Source organism: Paraburkholderia sp., from assembly GCF_036488795.1.
Lineage (GTDB): Bacteria > Pseudomonadota > Gammaproteobacteria > Burkholderiales > Burkholderiaceae > Paraburkholderia.
Map to the genome: position 1 here is coordinate 22544 of NZ_DASXHA010000170.1, position 22151 is coordinate 44694.

General features: G+C 63.6%; 18 protein-coding genes. 14 read left to right on the top strand and 4 right to left on the bottom strand.

The window, feature by feature from the left end; all coding sequences use genetic code 11:
- Positions 1 to 32: 32 nt before the first annotated feature.
- The 8 genes from aspS to VGH41_RS25005 all read left to right on the top strand — a co-directional run bounded on the left by aspS (position 33) and on the right by VGH41_RS25005 (position 11187).
- A complete protein-coding gene (gene aspS / locus VGH41_RS24970; RefSeq protein WP_331600339.1) occupies positions 33 to 1832 on the top strand; it encodes an aspartate--tRNA ligase in 1800 nt (599 codons plus the stop codon).
- A gap of 166 nt (positions 1833 to 1998) precedes the next feature.
- Positions 1999 to 2475, top strand: coding sequence for a dihydroneopterin triphosphate diphosphatase (nudB, locus tag VGH41_RS24975; RefSeq protein ID WP_331600340.1), 477 nt, complete (start codon positions 1999 to 2001; stop codon positions 2473 to 2475).
- The gene (gene clsB, locus VGH41_RS24980; RefSeq protein ID WP_414696712.1) at positions 2472 to 3728 is read left to right on the top strand and encodes a cardiolipin synthase ClsB; all 1257 of its coding nucleotides are present in this window, start codon (positions 2472 to 2474) and stop codon (positions 3726 to 3728) included. Before nudB ends, clsB begins: the two co-directional genes overlap by 4 nt.
- A gap of 245 nt (positions 3729 to 3973) precedes the next feature.
- Positions 3974 to 4573, top strand: coding sequence for a TetR/AcrR family transcriptional regulator (locus VGH41_RS24985; protein WP_331600341.1), 600 nt, complete (start codon positions 3974 to 3976; stop codon positions 4571 to 4573).
- A gap of 95 nt (positions 4574 to 4668) precedes the next feature.
- Positions 4669 to 6456: an acyl-CoA dehydrogenase C-terminal domain-containing protein gene (locus VGH41_RS24990; RefSeq protein ID WP_331600342.1), complete on the top strand. Its 1788-nt coding sequence runs from the start codon at positions 4669 to 4671 to the stop codon at positions 6454 to 6456.
- 120 nt (positions 6457 to 6576) lie between these two features.
- Positions 6577 to 9012: a 3-hydroxyacyl-CoA dehydrogenase/enoyl-CoA hydratase family protein gene (locus VGH41_RS24995; protein ID WP_331600343.1), complete on the top strand. Its 2436-nt coding sequence runs from the start codon at positions 6577 to 6579 to the stop codon at positions 9010 to 9012.
- 86 nt (positions 9013 to 9098) lie between these two features.
- A complete protein-coding gene (locus tag VGH41_RS25000) occupies positions 9099 to 10298 on the top strand; it encodes an acetyl-CoA C-acyltransferase (protein WP_331600344.1) in 1200 nt (399 codons plus the stop codon).
- 118 nt (positions 10299 to 10416) lie between these two features.
- Complete coding sequence (locus VGH41_RS25005) at positions 10417 to 11187, top strand: enoyl-CoA hydratase (protein WP_331600345.1); 771 nt, start codon at positions 10417 to 10419, stop codon at positions 11185 to 11187.
- Between the two features lie 12 nt (positions 11188 to 11199).
- Here the strand turns inward: VGH41_RS25005 and fdhD are convergent, their stop codons facing one another.
- On the bottom strand, positions 11200 to 12030 hold the full coding sequence (gene fdhD, locus VGH41_RS25010) for a formate dehydrogenase accessory sulfurtransferase FdhD (protein ID WP_331600346.1): 831 nt from the start codon (positions 12028 to 12030) through the stop codon (positions 11200 to 11202).
- A gap of 153 nt (positions 12031 to 12183) precedes the next feature.
- Here fdhD and VGH41_RS25015 point away from each other — a divergent pair, with 153 nt between their 5' ends.
- The 5 genes from VGH41_RS25015 to VGH41_RS25035 all read left to right on the top strand — a co-directional run bounded on the left by VGH41_RS25015 (position 12184) and on the right by VGH41_RS25035 (position 17609).
- Positions 12184 to 12660 carry a nitrate reductase associated protein gene (locus tag VGH41_RS25015; RefSeq protein WP_331600347.1) on the top strand — a complete coding sequence of 159 codons (477 nt, stop codon included), beginning with the start codon at positions 12184 to 12186 and terminating at the stop codon, positions 12658 to 12660.
- Positions 12661 to 12882: 222 nt separating this feature from the next.
- Positions 12883 to 15987 (top strand): EAL domain-containing protein, encoded by a 3105-nt coding sequence (locus VGH41_RS25020; RefSeq protein WP_331600348.1) that lies wholly within the window; start codon positions 12883 to 12885, stop codon positions 15985 to 15987.
- A 141-nt stretch (positions 15988 to 16128) separates the two neighbouring features.
- Positions 16129 to 16377, top strand: coding sequence for a hypothetical protein (locus VGH41_RS25025; protein WP_331600349.1), 249 nt, complete (start codon positions 16129 to 16131; stop codon positions 16375 to 16377).
- A gap of 38 nt (positions 16378 to 16415) precedes the next feature.
- Positions 16416 to 16982, top strand: a complete 567-nt coding sequence (locus VGH41_RS25030) for a GNAT family N-acetyltransferase (RefSeq protein ID WP_331600350.1) — start codon at positions 16416 to 16418, stop codon at positions 16980 to 16982.
- A gap of 75 nt (positions 16983 to 17057) precedes the next feature.
- Positions 17058 to 17609 (top strand): GNAT family protein, encoded by a 552-nt coding sequence (locus tag VGH41_RS25035; protein ID WP_331600351.1) that lies wholly within the window; start codon positions 17058 to 17060, stop codon positions 17607 to 17609.
- Here the strand turns inward: VGH41_RS25035 and VGH41_RS25040 are convergent.
- Positions 17606 to 18001 (bottom strand): acyl-CoA thioesterase, encoded by a 396-nt coding sequence (locus VGH41_RS25040; protein ID WP_331600352.1) that lies wholly within the window; start codon positions 17999 to 18001, stop codon positions 17606 to 17608. The two genes, VGH41_RS25035 and VGH41_RS25040, sit on opposite strands and share 4 nt — an antisense overlap.
- A gap of 299 nt (positions 18002 to 18300) precedes the next feature.
- Between VGH41_RS25040 and VGH41_RS25045 the strand changes: the two genes are divergently transcribed.
- Positions 18301 to 20187, top strand: coding sequence for an ABC transporter ATP-binding protein/permease (locus tag VGH41_RS25045; protein WP_331600353.1), 1887 nt, complete (start codon positions 18301 to 18303; stop codon positions 20185 to 20187).
- A gap of 13 nt (positions 20188 to 20200) precedes the next feature.
- Here the strand turns inward: VGH41_RS25045 and murU are convergent, their stop codons facing one another.
- Together murU and VGH41_RS25055 are read right to left on the bottom strand one after the other, a co-directional pair.
- Positions 20201 to 20923, bottom strand: coding sequence for an N-acetylmuramate alpha-1-phosphate uridylyltransferase MurU (gene murU / locus VGH41_RS25050; RefSeq protein ID WP_331600354.1), 723 nt, complete (start codon positions 20921 to 20923; stop codon positions 20201 to 20203).
- Between the two features lie 12 nt (positions 20924 to 20935).
- Entirely contained in the window at positions 20936 to 22003 is a 1068-nt protein-coding gene (locus VGH41_RS25055; RefSeq protein WP_331600355.1) for an aminoglycoside phosphotransferase family protein, read from the bottom strand.
- Positions 22004 to 22151: the final 148 nt, after the last annotated feature.

Sequence of the window (22151 nt, forward strand, 5' to 3'; positions counted from 1 at the left end):
GTTCAACTAATGCATAACGAAAGACAAACATCATGTCGATGCGATCTGAATACTGCGGTCTGGTGACCGAAGCGTTGTTGGGCCAAACCGTGTCGCTGTGCGGCTGGGTGAGCCGCCGCCGTGACCACGGCGGCGTTATCTTCGTCGACCTGCGCGATCGCGAAGGCCTCGTTCAGGTCGTGTGCGACCCGGATCGGGCGGAGATGTTCAAGACCGCCGAAGGCGTGCGCAACGAGTTCTGCGTGCAAATCAAGGGTGTCGTGCGCAACCGTCCGGAAGGCACGACCAACGCCGGCCTGAAGAGCGGCAAGATCGAAGTGCTGTGCCATGAACTGAACGTGCTGAACGCGTCGGTCACGCCGCCGTTCCAGCTCGACGACGACAACCTGTCGGAAACCACGCGGCTTACGCACCGCGTGCTCGACCTGCGCCGTCCGCAGATGCAGCACAACCTGCGGCTGCGTTACCGTGTCGCAATCGAAGTGCGCAAGTACCTGGACGCGCAAGGCTTTATCGACATCGAAACGCCGATGCTCACGAAGAGCACGCCGGAAGGCGCACGCGACTATCTCGTGCCGTCGCGTACCAACCCGGGCCAGTTCTTCGCGCTGCCGCAATCGCCGCAGCTGTTCAAGCAACTGCTGATGGTGGCGAACTTCGACCGCTACTACCAGATCGTGAAGTGCTTCCGTGACGAAGACCTGCGCGCCGACCGCCAGCCGGAGTTCACGCAGATCGACTGTGAAACCTCGTTCCTCTCCGAGCAGGAAATTCGCGACCTGTTCGAAGCCATGATCCGTCACGTCTTCAAGGTGACGATCGGAGTCGAACTGGACGAGAAGTTCACGGTGATGGAGTACGCGGAAGCCATGCGCCGTTTCGGTTCGGACAAGCCGGACCTGCGCGTGAAGCTCGAATTCACCGACCTGACGGATGCGGTCAAGGACGTCGACTTCAAGGTGTTCAGCACGCCGGCAAATACCAAGGACGGCCGCGTTGCCGCTCTGCGCGTGCCGAAGGGCAGCGAACTGTCGCGTGGCGATATCGACAGCTATACGGAATTCGTGCGCATCTACGGCGCGAAGGGCCTCGCCTGGATCAAGGTCAACGAAGTCGCGAAGGGTCGTGACGGTCTGCAAAGCCCGATCGTCAAGAACCTGCATGACGAAGCCGTAAAGGCCATCATCGAGCGCACCGGCGCGCAAGATGGAGACATCATTTTCTTCGCGGCAGATCGCGCGAAGGTGGTGAACGACAGTCTCGGCGCGCTGCGTCTGAAAATCGGTCATTCGGAATTCGGCAAGGCCAACGGCCTCGTCGAAAACGGCTGGAAGCCGCTGTGGGTGGTGGACTTCCCGATGTTCGAATATGACGAGGAAGAAAACCGCTACGTCGCGGCGCACCATCCGTTCACGAGCCCGAAGGACGAGCACCTCGAGTATCTGGAAACGGATCCGGCGCGCTGCCTCGCCAAGGCATACGACATGGTGCTGAACGGCTGGGAAATCGGCGGCGGCTCGGTGCGTATCCATCGCGAAGAAGTGCAGAGCAAGGTGTTCCGCGCATTGAAGATCAACGCCGAGGAAGCCCGTGCGAAGTTCGGCTTCCTGCTCGACGCGCTGCAATACGGCGCGCCGCCGCACGGCGGTATCGCGTTTGGTCTGGACCGCATCATCACGATGATGGCCGGCGCCGACTCGATCCGCGACGTAATCGCATTCCCGAAGACGCAGCGCGCACAGGACCTGCTCACGCAGGCACCGAGCGAAGTGGACGAGCGCCAGTTGCGCGAGTTGCACATCCGTCTGCGTCAGCCGGAACCGAAGGCGTAACGCTGATGGCAGCCTGAGCTGCAGCGGCTGCAGCAGGTGTAGCAAACGAAAAAGGCGCTCATGCGCCTTTTTCGTTTTTTGCGTTACAGTCGAAGCAATCCGGACGCAATTGCAGAACCCGTCGACCGACATGTACCGCGCGAAGCCCGCGCCTCGTCTTATCACCATGCCGAAACCGCCGAAGATTCCCGAATCCGTTCTTGTCGTCATCCACACGCCGGGGCTCGATGTGCTGCTCATCGAGCGCGCTGACCGGGCGGGCTTCTGGCAGTCGGTGACCGGCTCCAAAGACACGCCTGACGAGCCGCTCGCCGTCACCGCCGCGCGCGAAGTGGCCGAAGAAACCGGCATCGTGATCGGCAGCGAAGCGGTGCCGCGCGCGGCATTGTTCGACTGGCAATACCAGATCGAATACGAGATCTACCCGGTCTGGCGGCATCGCTATGCCGAGGGCGTCACCCAAAATACCGAGCACTGGTTCAGCCTCGAAGTGCCGGCGCGTTGCGAGGTGACGCTCGCCCCGCTCGAACACACCGCCCATCTCTGGTTGCCCTACGAAGAAGCCGCCGAACGCTGCTTCTCGTCGTCGAACGCGGATGCCATCCTGCAACTGCCGGCGCGTCTGAAGGGGCGCGCCCGGTGAGCACCGGCCACGCGCAACGCTTCGCGCGCATCCGGCACACGCTGTTCGGCCGCCGCTACTGGCAGAAGTACCGCTTCACGACCGGCAATCAGGTGAAGCTGTTCTGCTCCGGCGAGGAGTACTTTGCCTCGCTGATTGCGCGCATCGACGCGGCTCAGAACGACGTGGTCCTCGAAACCTACATCTTCTGCAACGACAGCGCGGGCCAGGCGGTCAGCGCCGCATTGCTGCGCGCGGCCGCCCGCGGCGTGCGCGTGCGCGTGATCACCGACGGCATCGGCACCGCGCGCCTGCCCCTCTTCAACGACTGGCCCACGCGCGGCGTCGAGCATCGCATCTACAACCCGCACCTGTTCGGCCGCTTCGGCTTTTCGCGCACCCATCGCAAGCTGGCGGTGGTCGACGACAGCTTTGCGTGGTGCGGCGGCATCAATATCGTCGACGACTACGAGAACGACGGCGTGCGCCTGCCGTATCGCCGCTGGGACTTTACGGTGGAGTTGCAAGGGCCGGTGGTCGCCGACGTGCGTGAAGCGTTCGAAACGCAGTGGCACCGGGTCCGCTTCGGGCACCGCCCGGTCGCCACGCTGCAGCCCGACCTGTCGTTCAATGAGGATGCGAGCCCCGACGCGCTCAGACAGCGCCGCAGCCGAAACGCCGATCCCCGCCATGCCGGGGAGGCCGCGGTGGCCTTCGTCGCGCGCGACAACCTGATCAACCGGCGCGCCATCGAGAAGGCTTATCTCACCGCGATAGGCCAGGCGCACTCGGAGGTCCTGCTAGCCAATCCGTACTTCATGCCGGGGCGCAAGCTGCGGCGTGCGCTGGCGTTCGCGGCGCGCCGCGGCGTCGATGTGAGACTGATCATAGGCCGCAAGGAGTTCGCGGCGCTCGACTACGCCGTGCCGTTTTTGTACCGGTCATTGCTGAAGGCCGGGGTGAAGATCGCCGAGTATGAGAAGACCATGCTGCACGGCAAGGTCGCAGTCGTCGATTCGAACTGGGGCACCGTAGGCTCGTCGAACCTAGACGCGCTGAGCCTGATGCTGAACAACGAGGCGAACGTCGTGCTGGTGCAGGACCGCCAGATCGATACGCTGCGCGAGGCGATCCTCGTGGCGTTCAATGAATCGCGCGGCATCGACGAGGCGCACTACGAAGCGCGCCCCGCTGGCGAGCGGCTGCTGAACTGGTTCGCCTATACCACCTACCGCGCCGTGATGAAGCTGCTGACGGTAGGCGGCTACGACTAGCCTGCCCGAGCGCCCAGGGCAAACCCCCGGCTTGCGCCATGCCTTGACGCAACCCTGAGTGGCAAGCCGCACGGGAAGGCAAACGCTTCTAAAAAATCTCCCTCGTCCGATTGACGGATGCCGCAAAATTACTGCTCCGGTTAGAAACCGGTTTCTAATAAAGTCCTTGTTTCGCGGACGGCAGCACTCAATAATAGTACGGCCGTTCGCTTTTCTTTCGGTCACACAAGAACGGTAAAACAGCTATGCGAAAAGGCGAACAGACGCGAGCCGCAATTCTCGAAGCAGCACTTGATCTCGCAAGCCGCGACGGACTCGAAGGTCTGACGATTGGACTGCTGGCCGAGCGCATGCAGATGAGCAAGAGCGGGGTGTTTGCGCACTTCGGGTCGCGCGAAGACTTGCAGGTGGAAGTGGTGCGCGAATATCACCGTCGTTTTGAAGACGAGGTGTTCTTCCCGAGTCTGCGCGAACCGCGCGGGTTGCCGCGGCTGCGCGCAATGATCTCGCGCTGGATCGAGAAGCGCATCCAGGAAGTGACGACGGGGTGCATCTACATCAGCGGTGCGGTCGAGTACGACGACCGCGCGGACAGCCAGGTGCGCGAGCAGCTGGTGTCCAGCGTGACGATGTGGCGTGCCGCGCTTACCCGGGCCATTTCGCAGGCGGTGGAAGAAGGGCATCTGCGTGCGGATACGGATCCGGCGCTGATGCTGTTCGAACTGTATAGCTTCACGCTCGGTCTGCATCACGATGCACGCTTCCTGCACTTGCCGGATGCAGTACGCCTCACGTGGGCCGCGCTGGAAAAACTGATTATTTCGTATCAAAGCGAAAGCCGTTAGCAGGGCCGCGATCCAAAGAGATTCTGCGGCGCTGAAAGAGCCCGTTCACGGACTCGACTGACAGCCTGGCTTCCAGTCAAACTTTGGAGAGAGTCATGGGACAGTACGCCGCGCCGTTGCGCGACATGCAATTCGTGTTGCACGAACTGCTTAACGTCGAAGCCGAAATCAGGCAGATGCCGAAGCACGCGGATCTCGATGCCGACACGATCAACGCGGTGCTCGAAGAAGCCGGCAAGTTCTGCTCCGAAGTGCTGTTCCCGCTCAATCACAGCGGCGACCAGGAAGGCTGCACGTACGTCGGCGACGGCGTCGTGACCACGCCGAAGGGCTTCAAGGAAGCCTACGCACAATACGTCGAAGCCGGTTGGCCCGCCCTGGGTTGCGATCCGGAGTACGGCGGCCAGGGCCTGCCTGCGTTCGTCAACAACGCGCTGTATGAAATGCTGAACTCGGCGAATCAGGCGTGGACCATGTACCCGGGTCTCTCGCATGGCGCCTATGAGTGCCTGCATGCGCACGGCACGCCGGAACTGCAACAGACGTATCTGCCGAAGCTGGTGTCCGGCACCTGGACCGGCACGATGTGTCTGACCGAGCCGCATTGCGGCACGGACCTGGGCATTCTGCGCACCAAGGCCGAACCGGCCAGCGACGGCTCGTACGCCATCAGCGGCACGAAGATTTTCATCTCCAGCGGCGAACACGACCTCGCGGAGAACATCGTTCATCTGGTGCTCGCGCGCCTGCCGGATGCGCCGAAAGGCACCAAGGGCATTTCGCTGTTCATCGTGCCGAAATTCGTGCCGAACGCGTCGGGCGAGCCGGGCGAGCGCAATGGCGTGAAGTGCGGCTCGATCGAACACAAGATGGGCATTCACGGCAACGCCACCTGCGTGATCAACCTGGACAACGCCAGGGGCTGGCTGGTCGGTGAGCCGAACAAAGGCCTGAACGCCATGTTCGTGATGATGAATGCGGCGCGTCTGGGCGTCGGCATGCAGAGCCTGGGTCTGACGGAAGTGGCGTATCAGAACTCGCTCACGTACGCGAAAGAGCGTCTGCAGATGCGTTCGCTGACGGGTCCGAAGGCGCCGGAAAAAGCGGCTGATCCGATCATCGTGCATCCGGACGTGCGCCGTATGCTTCTGACGCAGAAGGCCTATGCGGAAGGCGCCCGCGCTTTCTCGTACTGGTCCGCGCTGCATATCGACAAGGAACTGTCGCACGCTGACGAAGCGGTGCGCAAGGAAGCCGCCGATCTGGTCGCGCTGCTCACGCCGATCCTCAAGGCGTTCCTCTCGGACAACGCGTTCGAAGGTACCAATCACGCCATGCAGATCTACGGCGGCCACGGCTTCATCGCCGAGTGGGGCATGGAGCAATACGTGCGCGACGCGCGTATCAACATGATCTACGAAGGGACCAACGCCATTCAGGCGCTCGACCTGCTGGGCCGCAAGATTCTCGGCGACATGGGCGCGAAGATGAAGAAGTTCGGCCAGCTGGTCACGGAATTCGTCGAAGCCGAAGGCATCAAGCCGGAAATGCAGGAATTTGTGAACCCGCTCGCCGACATTGGTGACAAGGTGCAGAAGTTGACCATGGAAATCGGCATGAAGGCGATGCAGAACCCGGACGAAGTCGGCGCCGCGGCTGTGCCGTATCTGCGCACCGTCGGTCATCTGGTGTTCTCGTATTTCTGGGCGCGTATGGCACGCATCGCACTGGACAAGGAAGCGTCCGGCGATCCGTTCTACAAGGCCAAGCTCGCCACCGCGCGGTTTTATTTCGCCAGGCTGCTGCCCGAAACCGCCATGACGATTCGCCAGGCCCGCGCCGGTTCGAAGTCGCTGATGGAAGTCGACGAAGCGCTGTTCTAAGCCATTCCGGCAAGCGCCATGGGGGTGCGTTCGTGCAAGCTGCGCGTCGCCCACATGGCGCTCCTCCCAGCCAATCATTCGCGAATTCGCGACACCGCATAACTCCCCCGGAGGAACGACGTGAGCAATCTGATCATTCGCAAGGTAGCCGTGCTCGGCGCCGGCGTGATGGGCGCGCAGATCGCTGCGCACCTGATCAACGCCAAGGTGCCCGTGCTGCTGTTCGACCTGCCCGCCAAGGAAGGCCCCAAGAACGCGATCGCACTCAAGGCGATCGAGAATCTGAAGAAGCTGTCGCCGGCGCCGTTCGGCGTGAAGGACGACGCGCAGTACATCCAGCCCGCCAATTACGACGATGACATCGGGAAGCTCGCCGGGTGCGATCTCGTGATCGAAGCCATCGCCGAACGGATGGACTGGAAGCACGACCTGTACAAGAAGGTTTCGCCGCACATCGCGCCGAACGCGATCTTCGCGACCAACACGTCGGGGCTGTCCATTACCGATCTGTCGCAAGGTTTCCCGGATGAGCTGAAGGCGCGCTTTTGCGGCGTGCACTTCTTCAATCCGCCGCGCTACATGCATCTGGTCGAACTGATTCCGACCGCTTCGACGCGTCCGGAAATTCTCGATCAACTCGAATCCTTCCTGACGAGCGTGGTCGGCAAGGGCGTCGTGCGTGCCAAAGACACGCCGAACTTCATCGCCAACCGCGTCGGTATTTTCTCGATCCTCGCGGTCATTACCGAAGCTGCCAAATTCGGTCTGCGTTTCGACGAAGTGGACGACCTGACGGGTGCGCGCCTGGGGCGTGCAAAGTCGGCAACCTTCCGCACCGCTGACGTGGTCGGTCTCGACACCATGGCGCACGTCATCAAGACAATGCAGGACACGCTGAAGGACGATCCGTTCTTCCCGGTCTACGAAACGCCCGCGGTGCTGGCCGAACTCGTGAAGCAGGGCGCGCTCGGTCAGAAGACCGGCGCCGGCTTCTACAGGAAGGAAGGCAAGGCGATCAAGGTGCTCGATCCGAAGACGGGCACGTATGTCGACGGCGGCGCGAAGGCCGACGAACTGGTGGGCCGCATCCTGAAGCGTCCGCCGGCAGAGCGTCTGAAACTGCTGCGCGAATCGGAGCATCCGCAGGCGCAGTTCCTGTGGTCGATCTTCCGCGACGTGTTCCATTACATCGGCGTGCATCTGGAGTCGATTGCGGACAACGCGCGTGATGTCGATCTCGCGATCCGCTGGGGCTTCGGCTGGAACGAAGGCCCGTTCGAGGGCTGGCAGACGGCCGGCTGGAAGCAGGTCGCCGAATGGGTGCAGGAAGACATCGCCGCAGGCAAGGCACTGTCGAACGCGCCGCTGCCGTCGTGGGTGCTGGAAGGCGTGGTTGCGGAGAAGGGCGGCGTGCACAGCAACGAAGGTTCGTGGTCGCCCGCATTGAAGACTTTCGTGCCGCGCTCGTCCTTGAGCGTCTACGAGAAGCAGGTGTTCCGCGCGCCGCTCGTCGGCGAGACCGGTGCCGATCCGAAAACCTACGGCAAGACGCTGTTCGAAACGGACGCAGTGCGCGCCTGGGTCGACGACCGTGCCGGCGAGAACGACGTCCTGATCGTGTCGTTCAAGAGCAAGATGAACACGATTGGACCGTCGGTGATCGACGGTCTCACGCAGGCCATCGAACTGGCCGAGAAGGAATACAAGGGTCTCGTGGTGTGGCAGCCCACGTCGCTCAAGCTCGGCACGCCGGGCGGTCCGTTCTCGGCGGGCGCGAACCTCGAAGAAGCATTGCCCGCGTTCATGACGGGCGGCGCGAAGGGCATCGAGCCATTCGTGAAGAAATTCCAGCAGGGCATGCTGCGCGTGAAGTATGCGAACGTGCCGGTCATTGCCGCCGTGTCGGGCATCGCGCTCGGCGGCGGCTGCGAGCTGGCGCTGCATAGCGCGAAGCGTGTGGCGCACATCGAAAGCTATCTGGGTCTGGTTGAAGTGGGTGTGGGTCTGGTGCCCGCCGGCGGTGGCCTGAAGGAAGCGGCGCTGCGCGGGGCGGAAGCGGCGATGCAAGTGGGCGCGACCAGCGACCTGCTGAAGTTCGTGCAGAAATCGTTCGAAAACGCGGCAATGGCGAAGGTTTCGGCCTCGGCACTCGACGCCCGCGCCATGGGTTATCTGAAACCGTCCGACACGATCGTCTTCAACGTGTTCGAACTGCTCGACGTCGCGAAGAAGGAAGCGCGTGCGCTGGCCGCCGCGGGCTACCGCCCGCCGCTGCGCGCGACGCAGGTGCCGGTGGCAGGGCGTTCGGCGATTGCGACGATCAAGGCGTCGCTCGTCAACATGCGCGACGGCCGTTTCATCAGCGAGCATGACTTCCTGATCGCCGGCCGGATCGCGGAAGCGGTGTGCGGCGGCGACGTCGAAGCGGGCAGCCTCGTGGACGAAGAATGGCTGCTGCAACTCGAGCGTCGCGCGTTCGTCGATCTGCTCGGCACGCAAAAGACGCAGGAACGGATCATGGGCATGCTGCAAACCGGTAAGCCGGTGCGTAACTGACGCGCGGCGCAACCGCGATGAACCGCATGGGGCCGGAGCAGGCGCTAAAGCGCGAACGCCGGCCGACCGTGACAAAGGAGCATTAAATGACAAAGCAATTGCAAGACGCCTACATCGTCGCCGCGAGTCGCACGCCCATCGGCAAGGCGCCGCGCGGCATGTTCAAGAACACGCGCCCGGACGAACTGCTGGTCCACGCAATCAGGTCCGCTGTGGCGCAAGTGCCGGGCCTCGATACCAAGGTGATCGAAGACGCTATCGTCGGCTGTGCCATTCCGGAAGCGGAACAAGGTCTGAACGTCGCACGCATGGGCGCGCTGCTGGCCGGTCTGCCGAACACGGTGGGCGGCGTCACGGTGAACCGCTTCTGTGCATCCGGCCTGACCGCGCTGGCGATGGCCGCTGACCGCATCCGCGTCGGCGAATCCGACGCGATGATCGCAGGCGGCTGCGAATCAATGAGCATGGTGCCGATGATGGGCAACAAGCCGTCAATGTCGCCGCACATCTTCGATCGCAATGAGGACATCGGCATTGCCTACGGCATGGGCCTGACGGCGGAGAAGGTCGCCGAGCGCTGGAAGATCAGCCGCGAAGCGCAAGACGCGTTCTCGGTCGAATCGCATCGTCGCGCAATCGCCGCTCAACAGGCCGGCGAGTTCAACGACGAAATCGCCGCCTACACGATCACCGAGCGTTTCCCCGATCTCGCCAGCGGCGAAGTGAAGGTCAAGACCCGCGAAGTGAAGCTCGACGAAGGCCCGCGCGCGGATACGTCGATGGAAGGCCTGGCGAAACTGCGCACCGTGTTCGCCAATAAGGGTTCGGTGACGGCCGGCAACAGCTCGCAAACCTCGGATGGCGCAGGCGCGCTGATCGTCGTGTCGGAAAAGATGCTGAAGGAATTCAACCTGACGCCGCTCGCCCGTTTCGTCAGCTTTGCAGTGCGCGGCGTGCCGCCGGAAATCATGGGCATCGGTCCGAAGGAAGCCATTCCGGCTGCGCTGAAGGCCGCGGGTCTGAAGATCGAGGACATGGACTGGATCGAACTCAACGAGGCGTTTGCTGCGCAGTCGCTGGCGGTGATTCAGGACCTGGGTCTGGATCCGTCGAAGATCAATCCGCTGGGCGGCGCGATCGCCCTGGGCCACCCGCTGGGCGCGACGGGCGCGATTCGTGCGTCGACGGTGGTGCACGGCCTGCGCCGCCGCAACTACAAATACGGCATGGTCACCATGTGCGTCGGCACGGGGATGGGCGCGGCAGGCATCATCGAGCGTCTGTAAGCCAGCCCTGATGGTCCCGTCAAGACCACTGAACGGTTCGCAGGCCGCCGCGGCATGCGAACCGTTTTCCATTCAGCAGCAGGAAGTATTGAGCAGCACCGGGCAGCACTAACAGGAGATGACGATGGACATTCTGGTCGAGCGCGCAGACGGCGTGCTGACGATTGCCTTCAACCGGCCGGACAAGAAGAACGCGATTACGGCCGCGATGTACCAGACGATGGCCGACGCGCTGGTCGAGGCGCAGACCGATGCCGCCGTGCGCGCGATCGTGCTGCGCGGCAGCCCCGGCATTTTCAGCGCCGGCAACGATCTGGAAGACTTCATGAAGTCGCCGCCGATGGGCGAACAGTCGCCCGTGTTCCAGTTCCTGCGTGCCATCAGCTCGGCGGAGAAGCCGCTGGTGGCGTCGGTGGCGGGCGCGGCGGTGGGCGTCGGCACGACGCTGCTGCTGCACTGCGATCTGGTCTATGCCGCCGACACGGCGACCTTCTCGCTACCGTTCTCGCAGCTAGGACTGTGTCCGGAAGCGGCCTCGAGTCTGCTGTTGCAGCGCGTCGCCGGTTATCAGGCGGCGGCTGAGAAGCTTCTGCTCGGCGAGGCGTTCGATGCGCGGGAAGCGCATCGTATGGGCTTCGTGAACCGCCTGCTGCCGGCCGCCGAAGTCGACGCATTCGGGTTGGCGCAAGCAGCGAGGCTGGCGGCGCTGCCCGCCTCGTCGTTGCGCGTCACGAAGCAGCTGATGAAGCGCGCGGCCCACCGCGAGCTGCAAACGCAGATGACCGAGGAGGCGGTGCACTTCGGCAAGATGCTGCTCGCGCCGGAGGCACGTGAGGCGTTCAAGGCGTTCTTCGAGAAGCGCAAGCCGGATTTCCGGCAGTTCGACTGAGGCTTGCGGCGCTTACGTCGGCTGCAGCGTGTCGTAGTCGACGTAGCTGGTTTCGCGGCAGAAGCTGACGAGCCGCACGCCGGCTTGCCTCGCAATCGAAATCGCCAGCGAGGACGGCGCCGAGATGGTCGCAAGCATCGGCACGTCGACGCGCGCGGCCTTGCGGACCAGTTCGTAGCTCGCACGGCTCGACAGGAAGACGAAACCGTCCTGCGTGTCCGCGCGGTCCAGCACCAGCTGGCCAATCAGCTTGTCCAGCGCGTTGTGCCGGCCCACGTCTTCGAAGGCCATGCGGATCGCGCCTTGCGCATCGCACCATGCGGCGGCATGCAAGCCGCCCGTCAGACGGGTCAGCGCCTGATGCTCCGGCAACTCGCGCGCGGCGCGCGCAATCGCATCGGGCGCGAGCCGTTGCAGAAAACCGGTGTCGGGCACGCGCTCCGGTTTCAGATCCAGCAAATCAATGCTTTCGATCCCGCACACGCCGCAGCCGGTGCGTCCGGCCAGCGCGCGGCGCTTCTCCTTCAGCGCGACGAAGGCCTGTTGCACCACTTGCAATTGCACTTCGGCATGCGGCAATTCGCCACTGAACAGTTCGACCTCGATGTCCTGAATGTCGCTGCCGCGCTCGACGATCCCTTCTGAAATCGCAAAACCGACGGCGAACGCTTCCAGGTCGCGCGGCGTGCACATCATCACCGCGTGCGAAATGCCGTTGAAAACCAGCGCGACGGGCCATTCCTGGCCGACCTGATCGGTGACCGTCTCAACCGTGTCGCCGCGGTGCCGGCGCACCTGACGTGCCACGGCGCCTGGTTGATCGGCAGTTTCCAGTTCGTTCAAGCTTCGACTCCTTCTCATCCGGCGCTACGGCCCGTTGCCGCGCCGTCCGGCGCGACCGCGAGCGGCGCAAGCCGCGCCGCCGCAGCGCAAATAAGGTTCTAAAATACCTCAAGCTGGCCTTGCGTGTTGCCTGCCATCAAAGAGGACATTGCCATGGGACTCAACGAAGCGCCCCTGTTGTTCAACTTCGAAGTCGAGTCTTCGGAGGATCTCACCTACATTCCAATGGCCGTGCGTTTCAATCTGGACCGTTTCGGACTGCGTGTTTCGCTGGCTCAGTGGCAGATGCTGCCGTATGAGGACCGCAAGCTGCTGGCGCGCTTTCCGGTAGAAGACGACACCGCGATCGAGCCGAATTTCGACCACGCACTGTTCGAAATGCTGCGCACGCACGCGAACGTCGAGCCGGAGTGGTTCACACCGGAAGAAACCCCGGCATGGCGGCGGGTGGACGCGGTGCCGGACGGTGTCGTCCATCAGGCCGATCTTGCCAGTCTGCACGCGCCGAGCGCCGACCAGTGGGCGCGCCTCGACCCGTTCAAGCGCTATGTGTTGGCCAAACTGTCGCGCAAGCTGGAGAGCAACCACGACTTCGTTCCGGCCATGAAGGAATTTGGTCTGGCCGGGTAGGTCTGGCCGGGTAGGTCTCGCCAGGCAGGCGGCCGCGGTGTGCCGCCTGCGCCGCGCGCGAATATTTTTCACTTTCCCCCTCAAGCCGGGCCGAACGTTGCCGTTATCCATGGGTTAGCGCGTAACGGACCCGCAGTTCCAGAAGAGGCCGGTGTTGTACGGCACATCGAGAGCGGGCGCCTGGCGCGCTCCCGCCCGCAGAACGAACGACGTTCGGAACCCATGACTCCTTTTTTATCGAGGCGGCTGCTGATCAATCTGGCAGTCGTCGCCGCAGCGGTCGGCGCGAACGCGTTCGTCGCCTACACGCAAATTTGCGGGCAGCGCGAGGCGGATCTGCGCACCCAGCGTTCGACCCGCATCCGGCAGAATCTGGATGCCTACCGCGCCGCGCTGGATGACGGCCTCGCGGCGCTAGGGCGTTTCGAGACTTCCGGGCAGCCGGGGCCGGCTGATGCGGCGCTCGCCATGGCGGGGTCGCTGACGGGACTGGATCGGGCGCTGGCGGGCGAACTGGCCGACAATCCGCCGATGGCCCATGCGCTCGGCAAGGTCAGCGCCGACAGCCGCGCGCTGCAGACCGAGATCGGCGCGGCACTCGAGCGTAGCCGTGCCAGCGAGGCTGGCGCTCCACGCGACTGGGCGGCCTCGGCGTATACCCGTCTGGCGATGGATCTGGGCCACGTGGACGCGGGCCTCGCGGCGTTGCGGCAGCAGGACGACCACGCGCTGGAGGCGTCGCTTGCGGCGTCGACCCGTGACAGCCAGCACGCGATGCTGCTCCTCGTCCTCACCATGCTGACAGGCAGCGCGCTTCTGATCTACACATTCGGCGCGCGCGAGAGTGCGGCGCGCGCCCGGCTGCACGATGCCCGGACGTTACGCCGCGACGACGAGCGCTTTCGCGGCCTGTTCGACACCCATCCCGTGCCGATGTACATCTTCGATCGCGACACGCTGCGCTTTCTCGCGGTCAACGCGGCGGCCGTCCAGCAGTACGGCTACACGGAAAGCGAATTTCTCGCGATGACGATTCGCTCGATCCGCCCACATGCCGAGGTCGGCCGGCTCGAATCGCACCTGCAGCGAAGCGACGCGGCGCCACAACGCGGCCGCACGATGGCCGGTGTCTGGCATCACCGGCGCAAGGACAACACGACGATCAACGCGGATATCTCGTACCACTCGCTGACCTACATGGGCCGCCCGGCGATCTTCGTGCTGGCCGACGACGTCACCGAGCAGATCAATGCCGAAGCCGAGGCGCAGCGCTCGAACCAGATGCTCGAGACAGTGATCGACAATATCCCGCAGCGGGTCTTCTGGAAGGATCAGGAGTCACGCTACCTGGGCTGCAATATGGCGTTCGCGCGCGATGCCGGACTGGCCTATCCCGAGCAGGTGGTGGGCAAGACCGATCACGATCTGCCGTGGCGCTCGCTGGCCGACACCGTTCGCAAACTGGACCACGAGGTGATCAGCACCGGCGTGCCGAAGATGAGCTTCGAGCTCGATCTGCTGATCGATGGCGTGCATCGCACCACCATTACGAGCAAGCTGCCGTTTACCGATAGCGACGGCCGCGTGATCGGCGTGCTCGGCTCGTACACCGACATCACCGAACGCAAACGCGCCGACCTCGCGCTGCGGCTGCAAAGCCGCGCGCTCGACGCGAGCGTGAACGCCATTCTGATCACCGCGCCGACGCCGGAAGGCAATCTGATCGAATACGTGAATCCGGCGTTCAAGCGCATCACCGGTTACGACCCGTCCGAAGTGATCGGCCACGATTGCCGCCTGCTGCAACGCGACGACCGCGATCAGGAGGGCATTGCGCTGATCCGCCAGTCGCTCGGGCTCAATCGCGAGGTCAGCGCGGTGCTGCGCAACTATCGCAAGGATGGGGCGCTGTTCTGGAACCAGCTGTTCATTGCGCCGGTACCGAACGCGGACGGCCAGACCACCCATCACATCGGCGTGATCAACGACGTCACCGATCTGATCCGCTATCAGGAGCAGCTCGAGTATCAGGCGAACTACGACAGCCTGACGCGCCTGCCGAACCGCAACCTGCTGCGCGACCGTCTGGAGCACGCGCTGATCATTGCGCGGCGTCACAACAAGGGCGTCGCGGTGGTGTTCATCGACCTCGACGGCTTCAAGAACGTCAACGACAGTCTCGGCCACAGTGTCGGCGACCGGCTGCTCGGCGTGGTCGCGGAACGCCTCGCGCGCTGTGCGCGGGCCAGCGACACCGTGGCGCGGCATGGCGGCGACGAGTTCGTGATCGTCATGACCGATACGGTCGACGAGCAATCGCTGATCGCATGGATGGAGCGCGTGAAAGCGGCGATCTCGGAACCGGTGTGGCTCGACGGCACCGAGTTGTACGTGGGCTGCAGCATGGGCGCGAGCCTGTTCCCGCAGGATGGCGACGACACCGAAACGCTGATGAAGAAGGCCGACCTCGCGATGTACCGCGCGAAGGACATGGGCCGCAATACCTTCCAGTTCTATCAGCCGGAGATGAATGCGGCGGCGGGCGCGCGGCTGAATCTCGAACGCCGTTTGCGGCGCGCGCTGCGCGACAACGAATTCCTGCTGCACTACCAGCCGCAGGTGGATCTCGTGACGGGGCAGATCGTCGGCATGGAAGCGCTGGTGCGCTGGCGCGACCCCGAAGCGGGACTGATCCCGCCCTCGGCGTTCATTCCGGTCGCGGAAGAGTGCGGGCTGATCGGCCCGCTGTCCGAATGGGTGCTGCGCGAGGCGTGCCGGCAAAACAAGGCCTGGCAGGACGAAGGCCTGCCGCCGACGCGCGTGTCGGTGAACCTGTCGGCGCGCCAGTTCCATCAGCACGATATTGCGAAGCTGGTCACCCAGGTGCTCGAAGAAACCGGGCTCGAGCCGCAGTATCTGGAACTGGAACTGACCGAAAGCACGATCATGCGCAACGCCGAGGAAGCCGTGTTGATGCTGAACTCGCTGCACGCGCTCGGCATTGGGCTGGCAATCGACGACTTCGGCACCGGCTATTCGAGCCTGAGTTATCTGAAGCGCTTTCCGGTCGACCGGTTGAAGATCGACCGCTCGTTCGTGTCGGATATCGGCATGTCCGGCGACGATGAGACAATCACCTCGGCGATCATCGCGCTCGCCCATTCGCTGAAATTGCAGGTGATCGCGGAAGGCGTGGAGACCTCCGAGCAACTGGACTTCCTCAAGGAACGCGCCTGCGATGAGATGCAGGGCTTCTTCTTCTCGAGACCCATGCCCCGTGATGCGATTCCAGGCTTGTTGCAGGGCGGGGCGGCGGTGATGGTCTGACGATGACGGCGAGCGAAGCGCGGTGGTGGTCGCGGACAGGCGACTGCCTCGCGATGCGGCTCGACTGCCCGATGGCGAGTTTTGCTCGACGACGTTCTATTACAAGCACCTTTGAATCGCCTCGCGCCAGGAGTTCAACCGATGAAGCACGCTGGGCCTAAGGCAATCGACGCGCTCGCCGATCTGATCGGCTCGATCCGCGCGTTGAACAGACTCAAGGAGCCTCGGCCTGGCGTTTTTTATCGGCAAGGCAAAGCGTTTTTGCATTTCCACGAGGATGCTGCCGGACTGTTCGCGGACCTTCGGGTCGCCACCGAGTGGGAGCGTTTTCGCGTATCCGGGACCGCCGAGCGGGCGGCCTTTCTCGCGCTGGTCGAGAAGAGCCTGTAACGCGCGAGCACGCTCCAATCCTGCGAGAGACTCCCGAATTGAATACCTCGGACTTCCCTGCTGAAGGCATCTTCACGGAGCGCGTTCATCTGCGCATGCCGCGCCCTGAAGACGCAGCGGCACTACTGGCATTCCAGAGCGAAAATCGCGCGCATCTCCAGCCGTGGGAGCCGTTCCGCGGCGACGGATTCTACACGTTGCCGGCCACCCGGCAGCGGCTCGCCACCATGCAGCAGCAGATGGCGAACGGCTCCGCATTGCATCTGCAACTGCGCGAGCGCCACAACGCTGAATTGCTCGGCGAGTGCAACTTCACGAATATCGTCCGCGGACCATTTCAGGCCTGCTTTCTGGGGTTTTCGATCGGCAGCCGCCACGAAGGCAAAGGCTTGATGAGCGAAGCGTTGAGCGCGGCGATCGAGCATGTTTTCGAGCACTACCGGTTGCATCGGATCATGGCCAATCACCGTCCCGAGAACGCGCGTAGCGGCGCGCTGCTGGCGAAGCTCGGCTTCGAGCGCGAGGGCCTGGCGCGCGCGTATCTGAAGATCAACGGGGTATGGGCCGACCATGTGCTGACTTCGCGTGTCAATCCCGACGAGTAGTGCACCCGTCGGGCCGCGCGCCTGCAGGCGCCATGTAGAATTGCCGCTCGCATGACCGAACCCGCCAGGTGCTCAATGAGCGACTTTCCCACGCTCGAAACCGATCGACTGCTGCTGCGTGAACTCGTTGCTACCGATGCGCCCGCGTTATTCGCCATTCACGGCGACGCGCAAGCCATGCGCTGGTACGGCGCCGATCCGATGATCGACGTGCGTCAAGCGCAACGGCTGATCGCGATTTTCGCCAGCTGGCGCGAGATGCCCAATCCGGGTGTGCGCTGGGGCATTCAAAGCAAATCCGACGCTCGCCTGATCGGCTCGTGCGGGTTGTTCAAATGGAATCGCGGCTGGCAGACCTGCAGCGTCGGCTATGAGCTGGCGAGCTCGGCGCGCGGCACGGGTCTGATGACCGAAGCGCTCGCCGCGGCGCTCGACTGGGGTTTCGGGACCATGGCGCTGCACCGCATCGAAGCGCAGATTCATCCGGACAATCTGGCTTCGTTAAAGCTCGCGCGCGGGCTGGGTTTCGTGCACGAGGGCCGGGCGCGCGAAGCCGGTTTCTGGCAGGGCGAGCATCACGATCTGCTGCAGTTCGGCCTGTTGCGCACGGATTGGGCGCGAGCCTAGTCCAGCGCAGGCAGCGCGCGCGGGCGGCGGTCGCTGTCGGTGGCGACATAGGTGAGGGTCGCTTCCGTCACTTTCACGACCTCTTCCGCGAGGCTCATGCGTTGGGCGTACACCTCCACTTCGATCGTGACCGAGGTGTTGCCCGTCTTGACGATATCCGCATAGAAGCTCAGCAGATCGCCGACGAACACCGGCTGCTTGAAGACGAACGAGTTGACCGCGATGGTCGCCACACGACCGTTGGCGCGGCGGCTCGCCGGAATCGAACCGGCAATGTCGACTTGCGCCATGATCCAGCCGCCGAACACGTCCCCGTGCACATTGGCGTCCGACGGCTGCGGCACGACGCGCAGTGCACACGATTTTTGCGGGAGTTGCAGTTGATCGGTCATTGAGGCACCCATGAGAAACGGTTGAGTCGGATCTGGCTCGGCCCGTAGGCGCATTTTCACGACGGCATGTCGACCGGCGACCGGCCAGCCCATGAAAAGCGGCGCCAGCCGGCTTCTGCGACAATATAGAGATCAGGAATTGTACGGGAAAGCGCCCAGCCGGGTCGCGCACCAAAATGCCTGCCCGACGCCGCGCGGTTTGCTAGACGCTCACCGGTTGCCGGTTGCGGCGCAGTTTGCCGGTTCTCGCGCCCACGCTGCTGCCTCCGTCTGTTCCACCCCCACCCAGCCGATCCCCCATGCGCCGCTCCCCAGCCTCTTCCGAACCCGCTCCAATCTCGACCCAGCCGCGCAACGACTGGCAGACGATCCTGTCGTTGCTGCCCTACCTCGCTACCTACAAAGGACGGGTCACGCTCGCGCTCACCTGCCTGATCGGCGCGAAGGTCGCCAATCTGGGCGTGCCGATCGTGATGAAGCGGATCGTCGACAATCTTGCTTCGGTGCAGCATCTGACCGCGCTCGGCCGCGCGGAGCATGCGCCGGGCATCGTCCTGCTGGGCGGCGTCGGCTTGCTGGTGGTGGCGTATGCGGTCGTGCGGCTATCCACCTCGCTCTTCACCGAGCTGCGCGAAATCCTCTTCTCGAAGGTCACTGAAAGCGCGGTGCGTCAGCTTGCGCTGAAAGTATTCCGTCATCTGCATGCCCTGTCGTTGCGGTTTCACCTCGAACGTCAGACGGGCGGCATGTCGCGCGACATCGAACGCGGCACGCGCGGCATTACGCAACTGATTTCGTATTCGCTCTACAGCATCTTGCCGACGCTGGTAGAAGTGGGGCTCGTGCTGGGCTTCTTCGTCGTGAAATACGAGGCGTATTACGCCGTCGTCACGTTCGCCGCGCTTGCGGTGTATGTGACCTTCACCGTGAAGATGACCGAGTGGCGCACGCATTTTCGCCGCACGATGAACGACCTCGATTCGCGGGCCAATTCGCGCGCGATCGATTCGTTGCTCAACTACGAAACCGTCAAGTACTTCGGCAACGAAGAATGGGAAGCGCACCGCTACGACGAAAACCTGAAGCGCTATCGGGCCGCGGCGATCAAGTCGCAGAACTCGCTTTCGGTGCTGAACTTTGGGCAACAGGCGATCATCGGCACCGGCCTCGTGTTCATTCTGTGGCGGGCCACTCAGGGTGTGATGGCGGGGCGGCTCACGCTCGGCGATCTGGTGCTGATCAACACTTTCATGTTGCAGCTTTATATTCCGCTGAATTTTCTGGGCGTGGTGTATCGCGAACTGAAGCAGAGTCTCACCGACATGGATCGCATGTTCACGCTGCTCGGCGCGACCCAGGAAGTGCCGGACTTGCCCGATGCGCCCGCGCTCGCGGTCAAGGGCGCGCAGGTCCGCTTCGAGCACGTGAACTTTTCGTATGAACCTGCGCGGCAGATTCTGCATGACGTGAGCTTCACGATTCCGGCGGGCACCACGACGGCGGTGGTCGGCCATAGCGGCTCGGGCAAGTCGACGCTCGCCCGCCTGATGTTCCGCTTCTACGATCTGGACCGGACCACGGGCGGTGCCATCACCGTCGACGGTCAGGACATTCGCGATGTGACGCAGGATTCGCTGCGGGCCTCGATCGGCATCGTGCCGCAGGATACCGTGCTGTTCAACGACTCGATCTACTACAACATCGCCTACGGCCGCCCCAGCGCGACGCGCGACGAGGTGATTGCGGCGGCGCGCGCGGCGCATATCCACGACTTCATCGAAGGCTTACCGAAGGGCTATGACACGCCGGTCGGCGAGCGCGGACTGAAGTTGTCCGGCGGCGAAAAGCAACGCGTGGCGATTGCGCGCACGATCCTGAAGAACCCGCCGATCCTGCTGTTCGACGAAGCCACCTCGGCCCTCGATTCACGCTCCGAACGGGCGATCCAGTACGAACTCGATCAGATTGCGCGGGAGCGGACGACGCTGATCATTGCGCACCGCTTGTCGACGGTGGTGCATGCGCAGCAGATCATCGTGATGGACAAGGGGCGTATCGTCGAACGCGGCACCCACGCCGAGCTGGTTCGCGCAGGCGGCCTGTTTGCGCAGATGTGGGCGCTGCAGCAGCAACGTGCCGCAGCGAGCGAGGATGCACCGGAAGCGGCCGCGGACAGCGTTCGCTGAGCGGGAGAGGGCGTTATCCCGCAGCCTTGAGCCGCAGCCGTTCGTCCAGTGCCTGCAACTGCGCCGGCGTGCCGACGTTGTCCCACGGTCCGGCATACAGTTCACCGCGAGCCAGTCCGCGGGCCGCCGTGTCCTGATAGTAAGGGCTGAGCGCGCGCCGGGTGCCGCGCGGCAGATCCTGAAACATGCGGGTGTCGTACAGGCCGATGCTGCCGAAGGTGAAGCGCGGCTGCGAGTCAGACGACACCACGCCGTCGACGAGGCCAAAATCGCCCTTCGGATGAAACGGCGGATTCGGCACCATCACCAGATACATGCCGGGCTGCGGCAGCGCGGCGAGCCGCGCGGCCTGCGCATGCAAGGACGCGTAGTCGAAATCGGTATACACGTCGCCGGCGATGCCGAGAAAAATCTCGCTCGCGCCGCCGTCTTCGAGGAGCGGCAGCGCCTGCGCGATGCCGCCGGCCGTCTCCAGCGCTTCCTGTTCCGCCGAGTAACGCAGTTGCACGCCCCAGCGCGAACCGTCGCCGAGCGCGCTTTCAATGCGTTCGCCGAGCCACGCGTGATTGATCACGACAGTCCGGATGCCCGCTTGCGCCAACCGCTCGATTTGCCAGACGATCAACGGTTTGCCGCCCGCTTCGAGCAGCGGCTTCGGGGTGCGATCCGTCAACGGACGCATGCGTTCACCGCGCCCGGCGGCGAAGATCATCGCTTTGGTGAGGGTCGTCGTCATGGGCCGGCGCGCTCAGAAGGTGTAGCCGACTTCGTTGGCGCGGCCTTCGAGTTCGTCGAGCAGCTTCGCGAACGGCGCAAGCGGCCGGTAACGCGCAGCCACCTTGCGCGCATAGCCGATGAAGCGTGGCAGGTCATTCATGTAGTGCGGCTTGCTGTCACGATAGTTGATGCGGCAGAACAGGCCCAGCACCTTGATATGCCGCTGCAGGCCCATCCATTCGAGCTGGCGGTAGAACTCGCCGAAGTCGGGGTCGACCGGCAAGCCGGCCTTCCTCGCGCGTTCCCAGTAGTACACAAAGCAGTCGAGTTCGAATTCCTCGTCCCAGCTCAGAAACGCGTCGCGCAGTAACGACACCACGTCATAGCTGATCGGACCGTATACCGCGTCCTGGAAATCCAGTACGCCCGGATTGGCCGGGTTCGGCGCGGCATCCACCAGCAGGTTGCGCGGCATGAAATCGCGCAGCATGAAGACTTGCGGCTGCGCCAGGGCGCTGGCGATCAGCAGCGCAAAGGTGCGATCGAGCAGCCCGCGGGTCTTCTCATCAACCTCGCGGCCCAGATGGCGGCCAATGAACCACTCGGGCATCAGCTCCATTTCCCGGCGCAGGAAGGCTTCGTCGAAGGGCGGCAACACCTCAGGCTGCGACGCGAGCTGCCAGCGGATCAGCGCATCCAGCGCGTCGCGCATCAGCGAACGGGCGCTTTCAGGGTTGCCCTCGGTCAGCGCATTCAGGTATGACGCGGTGCCCAGATCCGTGACGAGCATGAAGCCCGCCTCGAAATCCACCTCCAGCACGCGCGGCACATGCACGCCCGCCGCGCCCAGCAGCTGCGCGACCTGCACAAATTCGCGGCACTTTTCCGGCGGCGGGGCGTCGACGGCGATCAGTGTGCCCGGTGCGGCGTCTTCCGCATTCTTATCGGCAATCCGGAAATAGCGCCGGAAACTGGCGTCGCTGGAGGCGGGCGCGAGGGTTGCGAGGTCGAGTGCATAACGGTTCGCGTGGCCGTGCAGCCAGCTGGCCAGCAAATTCAGGCGGGTGTCGGGGGAGTGCGGAGGGAGGGGCAGCGTCATGAAAACCGTAAGGCAAATTCAGGGGGACAACGTCTTGCCATATAATACCCCACGACTTTTTTGACGCGACTCACGCCGGCTTTCGCGCATTCCGTTTCACCGCCCGCCTCATTGTTCGACAGATTTGAGACTGGATGGGCAGCAGACT